We start from the raw sequence: 17484 nt of genomic DNA, 5'->3' as shown, positions 1-17484 counted from the left end.
GCATTCCCCTAGGATTGATAAAACTACCGTGCCTATGACTGTGTCAAACAATGCGTCAAAAAGCGCATCAAAAATTGCGATTGTCGGTCTCGCGACTCAGTATCCTGACGCCGACAATCCTCAAACTTTCTGGCAAAATCTGCTGGATAAAAAAGACTCTCGCAGCCAAATCAGCCGCGAGAAGCTCAATGCCAATCCCGCCGATTACCAAGGTGTTCAGGGGCAATCTGACCGTTTTTACTGTGATAAAGGCGGCTATATCCAACACTTTGAGTTTGATGCCAAGGGTTATCAACTGCCTGAGTCCGCCTTTGACGGGTTAGATGAAAGCTTTTTATGGGCACTCGATTGCAGTCGTAAAGCCCTTCAAGACGCAGGGATTGCCCCAAGCGATGCCGTACTGGCGCGCACTGGTATCGTAATGGGAACCTTGTCGTTCCCCACCGCCCGCTCCAATGAATTATTTTTGCCTCTGTATCATCAAACCGTTGAAAAGGCGCTGCAAAACAAACTTAACCAAAGCGCATTTCAGCTGGCTGATTTTGGCAACTCAGTTAACGATCTCAATGCCAATAGCCAAGCATTAAACGTCGCCAATGGCGCGGTTGCCCATACAGCCTCAAAGCTGGTCAGCGATGCACTCGGTTTAGGAGGCACTCAGTTGAGTCTGGACGCCGCCTGCGCCAGCTCGGTTTATGCGCTCAAACTCGCCTGCGATTACCTAACCACAGGCAAGGCTGACATGATGCTTGCGGGCGCGGTATCGGGCGCAGATCCCTTCTTTATCAACATGGGATTCTCGATTTTCCACGCCTACCCAGATCACGGTATTTCGGCGCCCTTTGATAGCAACAGCAAGGGCTTATTCGCCGGAGAAGGTGCTGGGGTTTTAGTCTTAAAACGCTTAGAAGATGCCGAGCGCGATGGCGACAACATCTATGCCGTCGTTAGCGGCATTGGTTTGTCGAACGACGGTAAAGGCCAGTTTGTATTAAGCCCCAACAGCAAGGGCCAAGTGCAAGCCTTCGAGCGCGCCTATAGTGCCGCAAACACACTGCCTGCCAATATCGAAGTGATTGAATGCCATGCCACAGGCACGCCGCTTGGGGATAAGGTCGAACTCGCCTCGATGGAGCGCTTCTTCGAAGACAAACTCGCGGGCTCTGCGGTGCCGCTGATCGGTTCGGCAAAATCCAACTTAGGCCATTTGCTCACAGCCGCGGGCATGCCGGGGATCATGAAGATGATTTTTGCCATGCGCTCGGGTCGACTGCCGCCAAGTATTAACTTATCAGCGCCGATATCTTCGCCTAAGGGCTTGTTTAGCGCTAAAAATCTGCCAACAGAATTGCATGCTTGGCCCGATAAAGCCGGCAATGACCGCCGCCACGCGGGTGTTTCTGTGTTTGGTTTTGGCGGCTGTAACGCGCATTTGTTGCTGGAATCCTATGCAGCCAATACAAACAAAAAGAATGAACAAGCCGCAGCCACAGTAAGTTACCAGCACACGCCATTAAATATCATTGGCTTAGCATCGCACTTCGGGCCTTTATCTTCGATTAATGCCTTAGATAACGCGATTAGCTCTCAGCAAAACGCCTTCATCCCGCTGCCCGCTAAACGCTGGAAAGGCTTAGATAAACATCCTGAGATCTTAGCTAACTTTGGTTTGCCTTCTGTCCCGCAGGGCGCCTATATCGACCAGTTCGATTTTGACTTCCTGCGCTTTAAAGTGCCGCCCAATGAGGATGACCGCCTGATCTCCCAGCAACTGCTACTGATCAAAGTGGCCGATGAAGCGATCCGCGATGCCAACCTAAAACCCGGTGGTAAAGTGGCCGTATTAGTGGCGATGGAAACTGAACTCGAATTACACCAATTCCGTGGCCGGGTAAATCTGCACACTCAACTGGCAGACAGCCTTAAAAAACAAGGGATAACACTCACGCAAGCCGAGTATATCGCCCTTGAAGAAATCGCCATGGATAGCGTGCTCGATGCCGCCAAACTGAACCAATACACCAGTTTTATTGGCAACATCATGGCGTCACGCATCGCATCCCTTTGGGACTTTAACGGCCCGGCCTTTACCATTTCGGCGGCCGAGCTTTCGGTCGCCCGCTGTATCGATGTAGCCGAAAACCTGTTGTCCCAAGAATCCTTAGATGCCGTAGTGATTGCCGCCGTCGATTTAAGTGGCAGTTTAGAGCAAGTGATCCTCAAAAACGCCGTATCGCCAGTGGCGTTGAATGCAACAGAAACAGGCTGGAAAGTCGGCGAAGGTGCCGGCGCGCTGGTACTCACTGCTGAAAATTCAAATACGAATGCTCAACTTAACGCTACCAATAGCAACAACTTTGGCAACAGCTATGGTCACATCAGCGGCCAAGTGTTTGGCGCGATTTGTGACAAACAGGGTAATAGCAACACTGCGCGGATTTGCGATGACTTGTTAACTCAAGCCAAGGTCAATAGCAGCCAGATTAGCTTGATTGAAACCAGTATTGCGGTTGAGCAACTTGCCGATTCAGAGTTGGAACTCAAAACCCTGTTACCAAGTGTGAGTGAGCGCAGCCAAGCCGCAAACACCCTAGGCCACAACTTTGCCGCGGCAGGAATGGCGAGTATCTTGAGCGCGCTGCTTCAGCTTAAAAATCAGGTGCAGCTTAAAAATCAAACGCAACTTAAAAACCAAGCACAGCAACAAGCTAATCAAGTACAGCACGCGCTCGTTGCCACGTTTAGCCAAGGTAAATGCTCGCAGTTATTGCTCAGCCAAAGTGCCACGCAAGCACACAGTTTGCAGCAAAGGCTTGAACAAGACTTAACGCTTTCTGAGCAAAAACACTTAATAAAACAAGTAACGCTCGGTGGCCGCGATATCTATCAGCATATCCTGGATACGCCGCTCGCAGGCCTCGATGCTATACAACAAAAAGCCCGAGCCATGACAGCACTGCCAGCGCGCAGCCAACGCAAACATTTGGCCCAAATAGCGAGCAAAGACACGAATAGCTTTGCAACAAGCAGCCCAACCACGGCTCAACAAAAAGAGACATTAAGCAGCATGCCAATTAATGCCCTAAGCACCAATAAAAACGCCACTCAAGCAGAGCTAAAAGACGCGGCATTTTTAAGCAATCAGCAACTCGCCCGTGAAGCCCATTTAGCCTTTTTACAAAGCCGTGCTGAAGGCTTGAAACTAGCCGATGCCTTGATGAAAGCCCAGCTTGCCAGCGAGTTAGCCGTCAATGGCCAAGCTGCGCCAGTACAACAGCAAGCCATTGTTCAGGCATCTGCGACAGCGGTTCTTCCACATCCAGTGCTTTATCCCAATCATGCAAAAGTGCCTGAGTACACGCCGCCAACACCGATAAGCAAGCCTTGCATTTGGGATTATGCGGATTTAGTCGAGTACGCCGAAGGTGATATTGCTAACGTCTTTGGCCCAGATTACGCCATTATCGACAGCTATTCGCGCCGTGTACGCCTGCCAACCACAGACTATTTACTGGTATCTCGGGTAACGAAATTAAACGCCCAGATGAACCAATATCAGCCTTGCACTATGACCACGGAATACGACATTCCTGTGGACGCGCCGTATCTGGTCGATGGTCAAATCCCCTGGGCCGTGGCGGTCGAATCGGGTCAATGCGACTTAATGCTGATCAGCTACTTAGGTATCGACTTTGAAAACAAGGGCGAACGCGTTTATCGCCTGCTCGATTGCACCCTGACCTTCCTTGGCGACTTACCGCGCGGTGGCGACACCCTGCGCTACGATATTTCCATCAACAACTTTGCCCGCAATGGCGATACCTTGTTGTTCTTCTTCTCCTACGAATGCTTCGTAGGCGATAAGCTGATTTTGAAAATGGATGGTGGCTGTGCGGGTTTCTTTACCGACAAAGAACTCGCCGACGGCAAGGGCGTTATTCGCACCGAAGCCGAAATCAAAGCCCGTAACCTTGCGCTCAATAATCCCAATAAGCCGCGCTTTATTCCGCTGCTTAACTGCGCACAAAACCAATTTGATTACAGTCAAATCCATAAACTGCTCGGCGCCGATATCGGTGGCTGTTTTGGCGGCGCCCATGCGGCGCATCAAGCCCAATATGGTTTGCAGCCCTCACTATGTTTTGCATCCGAAAAATTCCTGATGATTGAACAGGTCAGCAATCTTGAGGTGCATGGCGGCGCGTGGGGCTTAGGCTCAGTGCAAGGCCATAAGCAGCTCGAAGCCGATCATTGGTATTTCCCGTGTCATTTCAAGGGCGACCAAGTGATGGCGGGATCGTTAATGGCCGAAGGCTGTGGTCAATTACTGCAATTCTTTATGCTGCATATTGGTATGCACGCCAGCACAGAAGAAGGGGGCGTCAAAAACGGTCGTTTCCAACCGCTCGAAAATGCGTCACAAAAAGTGCGCTGTCGCGGTCAAGTTTTGCCGCAATCTGGCCTGCTTACCTATCGCATGGAAATCACCGAAATAGGTATGAGCCCGCGCCCCTATGCTAAGGCGAATATCGATATTTTGCTCAATGGCAAAGTGGTCGTGGATTTCCAAAACCTTGGGGTGATGATCAAAGAAGAAGCCGAATGCACCCGCTACCTCGCGGATAAAGATGCCAGCACAGCTAGCTATGCGGCTAAGGCGACTACGCCGCAGGTTTCGACAACAGCCGTATCATTAGCCGCGCCACTGATGGCACAGTTGCCTGATTTAACTGCGCCAACCAATAAAGGCGTAGTGCCACTTAAGCATGTACCTGCGCCAATTGCGCCAGCAGGTTCTAAGTACGCTAACCGCGTGCCCGATACCCTGCCGTTCACGCCGTATCACATGTTCGAATTTGCCACGGGCGATATCGAAAACTGCTTCGGCCCTGATTTCAGTATCTATCGCGGCCTAATTCCACCGCGCACGCCTTGCGGTGATTTGCAGCTTACCACCCGCGTCATTGCGATTGACGGCAAACGCGGCGAACTGAAAAAGCCGTCATCGTGCATCGCCGAATACGAAGTGCCTGCAAACGCTTGGTATTACGACAAAAACAGCCATCACGCTGTGATGCCCTATTCTGTGCTGATGGAAATATCACTGCAGCCAAACGGCTTTATCTCGGGTTATATGGGCACCACCTTGGGCTTCCCCGGCCAAGAGCTGTTTTTCCGTAACTTAGACGGCAGCGGTAAGCTGCTGCGCCATGTGGATTTACGTGGCAAAACCATAGTGAACGACTCACGTTTGTTATCGACTGTGATTGCTGGCAGTAACATCATCCAAAATTTCAGTTTTGAATTAAGCTGCGATGGCGAGCCTTTCTACCAAGGTAAAGCGGTATTTGGTTACTTCAAGGGCGATGCGCTGAAAAACCAACTCGGCATAGACAACGGCAAGATAACTCAACCTTGGCATGTGCAAAATGGTATAGCCGCCGATAGTCAAATCAATCTGTTAGATAAACAGCATCGCAGCTTTAATGCACCACAAGGTCAGCCACATTACCGTTTAGCGGGCGGCCAACTTAACTTTATCGACAAGGCTGAAATCGTAAAAGCCGGCGGTAAAGCGGGCCTTGGCTATTTATACGCCGAACGCACGATTGACCCGAGTGATTGGTTCTTCCAATTCCACTTCCATCAAGATCCGGTAATGCCAGGCTCATTAGGGGTTGAAGCGATTATCGAGCTGATGCAAACCTATGCGATTGACCAAGACCTTGGTGCGGGTTTTAAGAGTCCTAAATTTGGGCAGATTTTATCGGATATCAAATGGAAGTATCGCGGTCAAATTAACCCATTAAACAAGCAGATGTCACTGGATGTGCACATTACCAGCGTGACAGACGACAATGGTAAACGCATCATTATGGGCGATGCCAACTTGAGTAAAGATGGTCTGCGGATTTATGAAGTTAAAGATATCGCCATCTGTATTGAAGAAGCCTAGCGAGTTTACGCTGTTAGAAAGACGCTAATCTCGAATAACAAATAACGAATAACAAATAGTTGCGCCGCCTTGGCTATCCACATCACCAAGGCGGCACAAATAACATGAGAACACCTATGACTAGCCATACTCTAGATCAATTCAATAGCAATAACGAAAAACTCAGCCCTTGGCCGTGGCAAGTCAACGATGCCGCGCTGAGCTTTGATATCGACTCATTAGGCAAAAAACTCAAAGAGTTAAACCAAGCCTGTTACTTAGTGAATCACAGTGAAAAAGGCTTAGGCATAGCGCAAACAGCCGAAGTAACCACAAGCGACAGCCAAGCGCCACTAGGCTCATACCCCGTCAGCGCCTTTGCGCCCGCCCTTGGCACCCAAAGTTTAGGCGACAGTAATTTTCGCCGCGTACACGGGGTTAAATACGCTTACTACGCTGGCGCTATGGCTAACGGTATCGCCTCGGAAGAACTGGTTATCGCGCTGGGCCAAGCGGGCATTTTGTGCTCATTTGGCGCGGCGGGGTTAATCCCATCCCGCGTTGAAGCGGCCATTACTCGCATTCAAGCGGCGCTGCCTAATGGCCCCTACGCCTTTAACTTAATTCACAGCCCAAGTGAGCCCGCATTAGAGCGCGGCAGCGTTGAGTTGTTCTTAAAACATAAAGTGCGCACGGTCGAAGCCTCGGCATTTTTAGGGTTAACACCGCAAATCGTCTATTACCGCGCAGCAGGTTTGAGCCGCGACGAACATGGCGAAATCGTCATTGGCAACAAAGTCATCGCAAAAATCAGCCGCACCGAAGTCGCGACTAAATTTATGGAGCCGGCGCCTGCTAAAATCCTCCAGCAATTAGTGAGTGACGGCCTTATCAGCCAAGACCAAATGGCGATGGCATTGCTGGTGCCGATGGCGGACGACATCACAGCCGAAGCTGACTCTGGTGGTCATACCGACAATCGCCCGTTAGTCACGCTTTTACCGACGATTTTGGCGCTTAAAGATGAAATCCAAGCTAAGTATCAATACAAGACACCCATCCGTGTGGGTGCCGGCGGCGGCGTCGGCACACCCGATGCGGCACTAGCCACCTTCAACATGGGCGCGGCCTTTATCGTCACAGGTTCAATCAACCAAGCCTGCGTCGAAGCGGGCGCGAGTGAACACACCCGTAAGTTACTCGCCACCACAGAAATGGCCGATGTGACTATGGCACCTGCCGCCGATATGTTCGAAATGGGCGTGAAATTACAAGTGGTTAAGCGCGGTACCCTGTTCCCGATGCGCGCCAATAAGCTGTATGAAATCTACACCCGTTACGATTCGATTGATGCCATCCCTGCGGACGAGCGTAAAAAACTCGAAGAGCAAGTGTTCCGCTCATCACTCGATGACATTTGGGCGGGTACTGTCGCCCACTTTAACGAACGCGATCCTAAGCAAATCGAGCGCGCACTGGATAACCCAAAACGCAAAATGGCGCTGATTTTCCGCTGGTATTTGGGTCTGTCGAGCCGCTGGTCAAACACAGGTGAAGTCGGCCGCGAAATGGATTACCAAATCTGGGCAGGCCCAGCGCTCGGCGCATTTAACGCGTGGACCAAAGGCAGCTATTTAGATGATTACCGCGAGCGCAATGCGGTCGATTTAGCCAAACATTTAATGCAGGGCGCCGCCTACCAAGCACGGATTAACCTGTTGTTATCCCAAGGGATAAGTATTCCGGTTAGCCTGCAACGCTGGAAACCACTGCAGCGCTGCTAGCCCCATTTGATCAAAGCCTATCGAGCGGGTTGAGGAAAACTTAACCCTCTCTTTTTTAGTTAAATTTTGGGTTCTGTTTTTGGTTCAGTTTCCGCTCGACACTGTCACTTCAGTGGCACGCCGTAAACCCATCTTGGGGGCTCAACGAAAAAGTCCCTTTTTCCGATGGCCACTGTCGCGACAGTGCCCGCCTGCAAGCTATCGAAAAATATGATGCCTAATATCGTTATGGGTTCAGTTTCCGCTCGGCACTGTCACTTCAGTTAAAGTAAATGGAGCCACCCAAGTTAAAACAATAACATAATGTGCTTTCGGTTTGCCTTCAAGCCGCATTACAAGTTAGGCAAGTACAGTTAAAATTACAGTTAGGCCAACTACAGTTAGGCAACTACAGTTAGGCTACAGTTAGGCTACAGTTAGGCCATCCATTTTAAATCAGCAACATAATGCACTTTCGATTTGTCTATTACCTGTACTGGCTAAAATTGCTTGAATGAAAGTAATCAAAAATGACATGGCTGCATCTGAAACAAAAAACTCGAGCTAATCTATTAAAAATGACGTATTTCAAACGTGACAAGCCATCCCATTGTGATGGGGAGATGCTTGGCGATAATTCTTATTAGATATATATCAAGTCGTTATCAGTTGCGGTGAAACTGCAGACAACTTGCCGCAAAATGCCGTCGTCGCTTTTCTAAGTGTTCGCAGTAATCGGTGAGTTCCTGCAACGTACCCACGGGGCCATGAAATAACTTACCAAAATCCGTGGTCAGTTTGAGCCAATTGTCATGGGGGATATTTAATCTTGTCAGCAACTTGGCGCTAGTTTCACCGATGGAACCACATTTATCATTGCGAATGATTCGCCCAGTATCCTCCACCAATTGAAGGTAATCCGTTAATGAAAAGGCAATGCCATTGGGTTGGTTATCACACTCATTGCCAACGAAAGGCAGTAAATTTTTAGGTTGTTCACCTTTTAATGCGGCCCGAATCCGCAGCTGGATGCTGGTATGGTCGGATTGTTCTGGCGTATCGGCCATCTTGGCTCGAATGGGGTTTAAATCAACATAAGCCATACAGGCTAACACTGCGGCTTCATCAAGTAGAGCTTGTGACTTAAAGCGACCTTCCCAAAATCGGCCTGTACAGTTATCTTCTTGATTTGCTTGCCTTGCTATCGGTTCGTTAAGACAGCGCATAAACCATGAAATATCACATAATCGGCTGCGGTAAACTGCAATGGCATGCTTAAGTCTGAGCACTTGGTGGGGTTCAACTAACTCACCTTTAGCGAATTTTTGTGTTAGTTCATCGCCTTTAAACAGCTTATGCCAATGTTCAAGCACTTCTCGGTCAGTCCAGCGATTTGCACTGTCGATATCTACCCGCAACACTACGTGCAAGTGATTTGACATCACCGCAAAGGCAGCCACATCAATAGCAAAAACCGCTTCAAGTTCAAACAGTAATGATTCTACCCAACCTCGGCGATGGTCATAATTATTCCCCGAATAGGTGTCATCGCCACATAAAAAGGCGCGCCGAACAACTCGACTACAGCAATGGTAATAGAGAGTGTCTTCAAGGCTAATTTGAGTTCTGCGAGGGCGCGGCATAAAACCTCCTTGTCTAATGCTTAACAAAAGCATAGCCGGAGGTTAACTGTTATGCCATTTTAGGTTGGGTGTCCAAGCCAGGCCCCCAAGCCAGGCCCTATAGTTTTTCCCCGAGTAGGTATCATCACCACATAAAAAGGCGCGCCGAACAACGCGGCTACAGCAATGGTAATAGGGGGTGTCTTCAAGGCTAATTTGAGTTCTGCGAGGGCGCGGCATAAAAACCTCCTTGTCTAATGCTTAACTAAAGCATAGCCGGAGGTTAACTGTTATGCCATTTTAGGTTGGGTGTCCAAGCCAGGCCCAATAACAAAAAAACGATGTTTATCAATATTGTGAGCACTATAAGTACCCACATAACACTTAATTGACTAGCTTGGGGAAGTGATTTTTCAGTGGTGTTGCTAAAATCCTGAAATTTACAGCCTATCGCCTGTGCATATTTCTGCAGCGCTTGTTGTAATTCCTTCCTATCTAACCAACACTGTTGCTGATAAAACGCCAGCGGCAGCACGGGTAACAACATATAGCCTGCAGATTTTAGGAGCGGGAAATAGGACCACTGAAAGCTAACGCCAGATACAAGCTAAAATTCAGGCTCTGTGGCGGTTTCAAACCCAAACTGAAATTCATAGAAATGTTGGCCATTTTCGATATTGATGGCCATAGTGCCAGTTAACCCCTGCAACTCGCCCGCGCCTGAATGGGGAACTACTTCTAAGATCAGGCGATTTTGTCCGTCGGTCATAATGCCAAAGTGCTGCAGCACGAAACTGCCCTGCCTACCGCACAAGCTACCCACCACTTGCTCAATCGCCACATAACCCGCAGAGCCTTTGACTGACGTCATAGCACTGAGCATTTCCCCTTGGCTGCGGGCCTCAAGTTCACCGTAAAAGGTTTTATCTAGCGTCATTCTGCCAAGGGCCACACCATTAACACCTGTTGCATAAGCGTTACTGGGGGTGAGTTTTACATCGAATTTTCCGCTGATTTGTTTTGCATCCATCGCACTCTCCTTGTTTTGATCTTGAACTGTGCATTCCCAAGCTTTGATGCCTCAAAAAGCCATAAACACCAAATCACATCTAGGATCTAAGCGAGTTTATCGGGCGAAAAATAACTTAACACAGGACCCAGGATAACCCTAATGTCCGCTAGAGATCTTGGATTCACTCACAGTCATCTCAACCGTCTTAACGACTTTAGGCTCCTCAGACATAGCTTGGCTCGGTGCTCTATCTCGGTAAGTCACTGCTATTTTGTAAGGTGATTCAAAGGGATATACAGGTTCGATACTATCGACTTCTATCCTGTCACCTAACATAACGCTGCCCAAATGCTTTAGAGAATTCTGGCTATAATCGAGGTTAAATAGTCCAAGATACCAAAATACCCCAGAGCCTTGAGTGGTCACGATAAAGGGGGCGACAAAGGGCATGGTCTGCATTTTAGGATCATCCGAAATGGGTGCCTGATTTTCAGTATCGGGATTGAGTGCGGGATCAAAATTGAGTGGCGTAATACGCATATAGTCGAGCAAGACTCGCCCCTTCACTTCGCCATCCTGATAATCACCCATGGCAAATTCCGTTTGTTTAACCTTGATAAAATGGGTTAACACCATGGACTTACCTCCCTCAGGTAGTTTCACTTCAAAGGGGTTTGCGGTATTTAAACTAAAGAGTTTACCCATAACCTCCGAGGCATTCGCCACAGGTTTAACCTCACTGGGTACTGCAAACTCGGGTGTGCTTAGCGCCTCATTCGTCACCGCATCGGCGTGCTTCTTCGCCATGGCATCATCGTATTGCATCACCCCACCGTCTTCCATCACCATAAAAATATCATCATTGGTCATGTTGAAACGGTAAATCCCCACAGCAAGAATGCCGAGCACAACGATGGTGGCGACTACGGTTAATTTTACAAATGTACTCATCTTCTTCCCCTTCTTATTCCACTCCTGTTCCCTATTTCACAGGGAAAAAGCAGTATTACAGATAGCCGTAAAAAACAAACCCATACACTGCATGAAACTTAATTTATTTTTGCTTTCGTCAGCCTAAGTTCAGCTAATGACGACGGGAATAAGCAAGCGGTTTACCTTCGCCATTAAAAACATCACTCGGCAGTTTTCAATAATAACCCGACTCAGGCTATAATCCCCGCGCTAAGGCCCATGCCCCTGTACTACACGCCCTAGCAGTTAGGCATGAAACGTTTATCCACTTAAAAGTTAAGGATCCCCTCGCCGATGACAAGCGCTTCTACTAGCCCCTTTGCCGTATTAAACCAAACCACGGCGACTTCGTTTAATGAGCAGAAAAATCTGATTAAGCGGGTATTTAAGGGTAAGCCAGTACAATGCCCTCACTGTAAACAGACCCTTAAAGTGATATTGCCTGAGCAGGCAAAAGCCGAACAAGCCGCGGGCATTTACTGCGCTAAAGGCTGCACCGATATTGAACTCGATATGGAAGCCGTCGCGGGACTCTAGCTCATTTGAATAAAAATATTTAAATTAAACCTTTAAATTCAATATTCTAAATCCAAAATATTAAGTTACAACCACGGCGATATTACGTGGGCAGTATTAGGGGTAACTCGCCGTAACAGTACTTATTGCTTCGCGATTTATTGACATTGTTCAGACGAATTTCAGCTACTTCAAGGCTTAAGACACTTGCCATTGCCACTCGAGCAAGGGCTCAGTGCTCGCGTGCAGGCCTCGGCTCAATGTGACTTTAAAGACACTCTCAGCGGGAATAACCCCCACGCCCTTAGGGGTACCTGTCATCACAATATCGCCGTCATTTAGGCTGATAAAGGCTTGCAACTCGGACAATATGGTCAGAGGTTTGTAGATCATTAAATCGATATGCCCCTCTTGGACCAGCTTATCGTTGATACTCAAGGTGAAATGCAGCGGCGCCTCTGCATCATCAATCGCCACAAACGGACTGAATAACGCAGCACCATCAAAGGCTTTTGCCCGCTCCCAGGGCAACCCCTTAGCTTTTAACTTAGTTTGCAGATCGCGTTTTGTGAGATCTAAACCGACGGCGACGCTACTAAAACGGCCATTTTGGAACATAAAACACAGCTCGGTTTCATAGTGCAGGCTTTCACTTTGATGCTCGGCAAATAGCTGGGACGAAATCGCCGAATTGGGCTTTAAAAACACGACCATATCCTCTGGCATTTCATTGCCTAGCTCATAGATATGCTCGACATAGTTGCGCCCAATACAAAGGATTTTACTCGGCGTTATCGCTTCATTAGCTAACATCACGGTTTTCATTTTCAGTCCTTCTTATGGTTACTTAACGTCACTCGCTACTACAATCAAAACACAGTATACAATTTTGTGCCTGCAACTCTCTGCTACACTTAGTTTTATATCTAAATAAAAACAATGTACTAGGGGCATGACACGGCATAAAAATGCCCCACGAATGGCCACTCTCTCTGATGATTAACCCTTTAATACCGCTGGCGAAGATATGTCTGAAACCACTTGCTAAAAGGTCAATAGCTCAATGTTAACACTCAGCATCAAACAGAAAATGCTCTTAAGTTTCAGCGCGATTGGCATCCTACTCCTTGCGGGGAGTAGCTTTTTCTATTATTCCCTTTATCAAGTGAAAATCGCCTACGCAAACATTGAGACGCTGGCGGTTCCGGTGCAAAAACAGAGTAATAACCTGCAATTAGTGCTAGTCAAAATGTCGCGTCTAGCCACATTGGCCCATAGCCAAAGGGATACCGCAGCCCTAACCCTTAGCCAGCAAGCCTTTAATGCCCTAGAGCGGAAATATCAGCAGATTGAGAACGAACTATCACTAAGAGTCAGCGACCAACCCCAGATGCTGGCTTCATTAAAAGAGGCCAAAATCCGCTATCAAGCCTATTTACAACAAAGCCAAGCGATGTTTGCAGCCAAGCTCGCCAATGAACAGGCTAAACAGCAATATCAAACACTCTTTAATCATTTTACCGACGCTAAAACCCAAGCAAGCAATGCCATGATCGATCTTGAGACCATGTCGCTACCGGATAATGCCCCCTTACTGGAGGAAATTATCGGCACCGGCACTCGTATCGACGATATGTTATACACACTAAGCAACACTATGGCCGAGTTAATCTATGCCAGCGATGCAAAAACCGTCAGCGACCACCAGCAGGATGTAAGCCTACTATTAGGCAACCTTGATACCAATTTTACCTTTTTAAAACAACAAACAACGGGTTTGGATACCTTAGGCTTACTGCAAATATTTGAGCAGCAGTATGCCGTTATTCGTACACTTCTGACAACACCCGGCGACTTGTATCAGGCACAGCAACAAGTGGTCGGCACTCAAACCCAAGCAGAGCAACACTACAAGGATGCCGATCTCGAATTCAACGCCAATAACAGTGCCTTAGATAAACTTGTCACCCTCGCCGACCGCCGGTTCACCCGCCTACAAACCATAGCGAATGATGATATTCAGCAAGGCCAAACCTTAGCCATTGTGCTTGCGGTTGTCTTTATTATCATGGTGAGCTTTATTTCCTTCGTCACCCTTAGGGCAATGTTAAATCCCCTCGCATTAGCCAATGCTGCGTTAGCCAGTATCGCCCGCGGTGATCTGTCCAAACGTATCCCCAAACGCCATGATGATGAATTTGGCACTTTGATCGATAATATGAATACCCTTTGTGATGATCTTGCCAAGCTATTGACTAATATCACTAATAACGCCCACGCCTTAGATCATTCGGCAAGCCAAACCCACCAACAGGGCCAAGGTATCGCCGGCGCAGCAAGCATTCAAATAGAGCGCGTAGATAGTACAAAAGCACTCACTGAACACATGGTTGCTAGCTCAAATCTCGTTGCAGAACAGGCGAGTGGCTCGGCAAAACTTATAGCGCAGGCTTCACAATACGGTAATCAGGTCAAACAAATCGCGGAAGATAATCAAGATGATATCGCCGAGTTAAGCACTAAATTAAGTGGTTCTGTCGAGGTGATGTCTCGCTTAAGTGTCCACAGCGATAACATAGGCAGCATTTTAACGACCATCAGCAGCATTGCGGATCAAACAAACTTACTGGCACTCAATGCGGCCATTGAGGCGGCTCGTGCGGGGGAGCATGGCCGAGGTTTTGCCGTGGTGGCCGATGAAGTTCGCTCTTTAGCGTCTCGGACTCAATCTTCTACCGCAGAAATTCAAACCATGATCACGGCCCTACAAAATGAAACGGCCGCGGCGGCCACGGCCATAACAACGGGGCAGTTGCAGGCCAATGAATGTGTGCAGCAGAGCCAAGCACTGCAGCATGCTATCACCCATATCGAGAACACATTGGATGCTATCAATGATATGAGCTTACAAATTACCCACGCCGCCCATGAACAACTCGCCTACAGTCAGCAAATTGAATCGAGCATGAGTGAAGCGGCCCTCGCGGCCGAGCGTAATGCGACTGCAGCCACGGACATGGCCGAGCGCAGCAGTGAAGTGACCCGGCTTGCCCATTCCCTTACAAACTCAGTGGAACGCTTTAAGTTGTAGAGGTGATAGGGGCTAAGGGCCTAAGCATATTCCATCAAAAACTCATCGAGTTGCTCGTTGGCGATCTCAATCTCATCCCCTTCAAACTGGGCGATATGGAACATGCCCTCGCCTTCGTTAGTCACAGGGATATTGCTGATCCCTATGATAATGCCATCGGTTGGGGCACGAATGGCCACACTATCTCCGCCGTGGGGGCTGACGATATGGGCAATGATATAACCTTTAGTCACCCGCTGGCCGAGTTTAAGCTTCATATTCACTAAACCGTCGGATTCGCTACGCACCCAATAACTGCGAATGGCGCTGACACTCGCGCCCTTATTGCTGACCCGCCCTTTAAGCATGCCTAAACTGCGCATCACATTGAGAACACCCTTAAGGCCTGATTTTATTGACAATTCACTGAAGCGCAACGCCTCCCCCGCCTCGTACAAAATACACGGAATTCCCTGCTGATTCGCGTAACCCCGCATGGAAACATTACGCGCCTTAGAATGCATGATCAGCGGCGCACCAAAGGCATTGGCCATGGCGAGCATAGTTTCGTTATTCGTATCACAGCGAATTTGCGGCAGGTTGTCCCTGTGAATCGCGCCAGTATGTAAGTCGATCACATGGGTTGCATGGACTAATAATTGAGTGGCAAACAGGTTAGCTAATCGGCTTGCCAGCGCCCCTTTACTCGAACCTGGGAAGCAACGGTTGAGATCGCGCCTATCGGGTAAATAACGGGATTGCTGAATAAAACCAAACACATTCACAATAGGTACTACAAGTAAAGTGCCCGTCAAATTCTTGGGGTTCACTCTGGCTAATAACCGCCGACAAATTTCGATGCCATTGAGTTCATCCCCATGAATGGCGGCGCAAACCAGTAATGTCGGGCCGGGTTTGACGCCGTGAAACACTTCCACATGAATATCGAGTTGGGTATCGGTATACAACTTAGCGACGGGTAGCTTGATCCCAAGCTGAGTCCCCGCTGTGACTCGTTTTCCAGCTAATTCAAATGCTTCACGTCTTTTTACCATGGCAACTCCCTTGTACGATCAAATGTTGTCCCGCGCGGATTATCCTATTTGCCTATAGCGTTCGGCCAGCTATCAGCCGTCATCTCTATCCCAAATACCAATGTAGGCAGATTACTGCGCTATTGCGGCTCAAATTGGGTCAGCCAAGATTTTAAAATCTGCAATAACATAGGCCTATCTTCAACGCTCACCCCTGCTAACAAGGCACTCTGACATTGAATATGCTGCGGCAATGCCTTATCAATGAGCGCCTTGCCATCAAGCGTTAATGAGACATGCACGGCGCGGCGATCTTCCTTACTGTGTGTCCGTTCAATTAAGCCTTTGTTTTCGAGTCGATCTAATCGGCTCGTCATAGCACCAGAGCTTAACATCATGCTCTGATATAACTGGGATGGCGAGAGGGTAAAGGGCTCACCCGAGCGCCTTAACGTCGCCAGCACATCAAACTCGCCCTGACCTAAGCCAAATTCGCCATGACATTGCAGCAGGATCACTTCAATATATTTGGTTAAACGCGCGATTCGCCCGAGCACCGCCATAGGGATCAAATCTTCAGTCACCCCCTGTTGCTGCCACTGACCGACAATTCTATCGAGACCATCCGCTTGGGTGTTCATAGCCTCTTGGTCCTCGTTCGTTATACTAGCGATAGTGGGCTTAGTTTTAGTTGTCATCGGTTTTGTTGCCATAGGTTTAGTTGCCACGGGTTTATCTCTACGTAAAGATTCTTTGCATATTAGTCATTTTCAGGCTGAATTTAAATATCTTTATCGGGCCCTCGGTGCACAAATAAGTGCTTCACTAGGCATAAAAAAACCGCCATGTCGATTAACGACTATGGCGGTTTTCTATTGTGTTGAGCTAAAAAAATCGAGCCCAGACTAAACCAAACTTAAGACTTTTTAACGAAGCAGGTCAAGATCACAATCCGAGTGCCGTTAACACGACCTTCGATATGCTCTGGGTTGCTAGTCAAGGCAATGTTACGCACTGCTGTGCCGCGCTTAGCCACAAAACTCGTGCCTTTTACGTTTAAGTCTTTGATGATAACCACAGTATCGCCAGCGTTAAGCACGGCACCGTTACTGTCTAACGTTGGCGTCACATCGTCACCAGCTGCGGCAACTTCGGCATCACCCCAGGCTTTTAAGTCATCTTCCAGATACAGCATATCCAGCAAATCCTGCGCCCAGCTTTCACCATTTAAGCGCTTAAGCATACGGTATGACATCACTTGAACGGCCGGGACCGGGCTCCACATGCTGTCGTTCAGACAACGCCAATGATTCATGTCCATGGTATCTGGCGCAGCAATCTGGCCACTACAGGTTTCACAAATCATGATCTCATTTTCACGACCATCCGATGCGGGTAAGTCATAAATTGAAAGTTCGAGTTCGCTTGTGCAGAGCTCACACTTGCCGCCACAGCGACTTAGCAGTTCATTTTCAGTCATTTTTCTGTCTATATGCTTATTAAAACGCGGATTATGCCATAAATTGGCTTTTTACGGCAGGGGGCCTTGGCAAGATAACC

Annotated in this window: 11 protein-coding genes; 4 read left to right on the top strand and 7 right to left on the bottom strand. The window is 48.4% G+C overall.

Going from position 1 to position 17484, the window contains the following annotated elements; translation table 11 throughout:
• Window positions 1–34 precede the first annotated feature (34 nt).
• Both JFT56_RS06310 and pfaD read left to right on the top strand, forming a co-directional pair.
• On the top strand, window positions 35–5956 hold the full coding sequence (locus JFT56_RS06310) for a beta-ketoacyl synthase N-terminal-like domain-containing protein (RefSeq protein ID WP_198783504.1): 5922 nt from the start codon (window positions 35–37) through the stop codon (window positions 5954–5956).
• A 116-nt stretch (window positions 5957–6072) separates the two neighbouring features.
• On the top strand, window positions 6073–7719 hold the full coding sequence (gene pfaD / locus JFT56_RS06305) for an eicosapentaenoate synthase subunit PfaD (protein ID WP_198782837.1): 1647 nt from the start codon (window positions 6073–6075) through the stop codon (window positions 7717–7719).
• A gap of 644 nt (window positions 7720–8363) precedes the next feature.
• Here pfaD and JFT56_RS06300 read toward each other — a convergent pair.
• The 3 genes from JFT56_RS06300 to JFT56_RS06285 form a co-directional block, all read right to left on the bottom strand.
• A complete protein-coding gene (locus JFT56_RS06300; RefSeq protein WP_198782836.1) occupies window positions 8364–9341 on the bottom strand; it encodes a transposase in 978 nt (325 codons plus the stop codon).
• A 586-nt stretch (window positions 9342–9927) separates the two neighbouring features.
• The gene (locus tag JFT56_RS06290) at window positions 9928–10350 is read right to left on the bottom strand and encodes a DUF3224 domain-containing protein (RefSeq protein WP_198782835.1); all 423 of its coding nucleotides are present in this window, start codon (window positions 10348–10350) and stop codon (window positions 9928–9930) included.
• Between the two features lie 138 nt (window positions 10351–10488).
• Entirely contained in the window at window positions 10489–11283 is a 795-nt protein-coding gene (locus tag JFT56_RS06285; protein ID WP_198782834.1) for a hypothetical protein, read from the bottom strand.
• 315 nt (window positions 11284–11598) lie between these two features.
• On the opposite strand from JFT56_RS06285, the gene JFT56_RS06280 reads away from it, so the two are divergent.
• Entirely contained in the window at window positions 11599–11841 is a 243-nt protein-coding gene (locus JFT56_RS06280) for a hypothetical protein (RefSeq protein WP_198782833.1), read from the top strand.
• Window positions 11842–12018: 177 nt separating this feature from the next.
• On the opposite strand, the gene JFT56_RS06275 is transcribed toward JFT56_RS06280, so the two are convergent.
• On the bottom strand, window positions 12019–12645 hold the full coding sequence (locus JFT56_RS06275) for a fumarylacetoacetate hydrolase family protein (protein WP_198782832.1): 627 nt from the start codon (window positions 12643–12645) through the stop codon (window positions 12019–12021).
• Between the two features lie 238 nt (window positions 12646–12883).
• Between JFT56_RS06275 and JFT56_RS06270 the strand changes: the two genes are divergently transcribed.
• On the top strand, window positions 12884–14911 hold the full coding sequence (locus JFT56_RS06270; protein ID WP_198782831.1) for a methyl-accepting chemotaxis protein: 2028 nt from the start codon (window positions 12884–12886) through the stop codon (window positions 14909–14911).
• A gap of 20 nt (window positions 14912–14931) precedes the next feature.
• Here JFT56_RS06270 and JFT56_RS06265 read toward each other — a convergent pair whose 3' ends face one another.
• The 3 genes from JFT56_RS06265 to JFT56_RS06255 all read right to left on the bottom strand — a co-directional run bounded on the left by JFT56_RS06265 (window position 14932) and on the right by JFT56_RS06255 (window position 17404).
• A complete protein-coding gene (locus tag JFT56_RS06265; protein ID WP_198782830.1) occupies window positions 14932–15945 on the bottom strand; it encodes a succinylglutamate desuccinylase/aspartoacylase family protein in 1014 nt (337 codons plus the stop codon).
• A 119-nt stretch (window positions 15946–16064) separates the two neighbouring features.
• A complete protein-coding gene (locus tag JFT56_RS06260; RefSeq protein WP_198782829.1) occupies window positions 16065–16622 on the bottom strand; it encodes a MarR family winged helix-turn-helix transcriptional regulator in 558 nt (185 codons plus the stop codon).
• Between the two features lie 218 nt (window positions 16623–16840).
• Complete coding sequence (locus JFT56_RS06255) at window positions 16841–17404, bottom strand: PhnA domain-containing protein (protein ID WP_198782828.1); 564 nt, start codon at window positions 17402–17404, stop codon at window positions 16841–16843.
• Window positions 17405–17484 lie beyond the last annotated feature (80 nt).

The sequence above is a fragment of the Shewanella putrefaciens genome, assembly GCF_016406305.1.
GTDB classification, from domain to species: Bacteria; Pseudomonadota; Gammaproteobacteria; order Enterobacterales; family Shewanellaceae; genus Shewanella; species Shewanella putrefaciens_C.
This window is presented reverse-complemented; position numbering and strand designations above follow the sequence as displayed.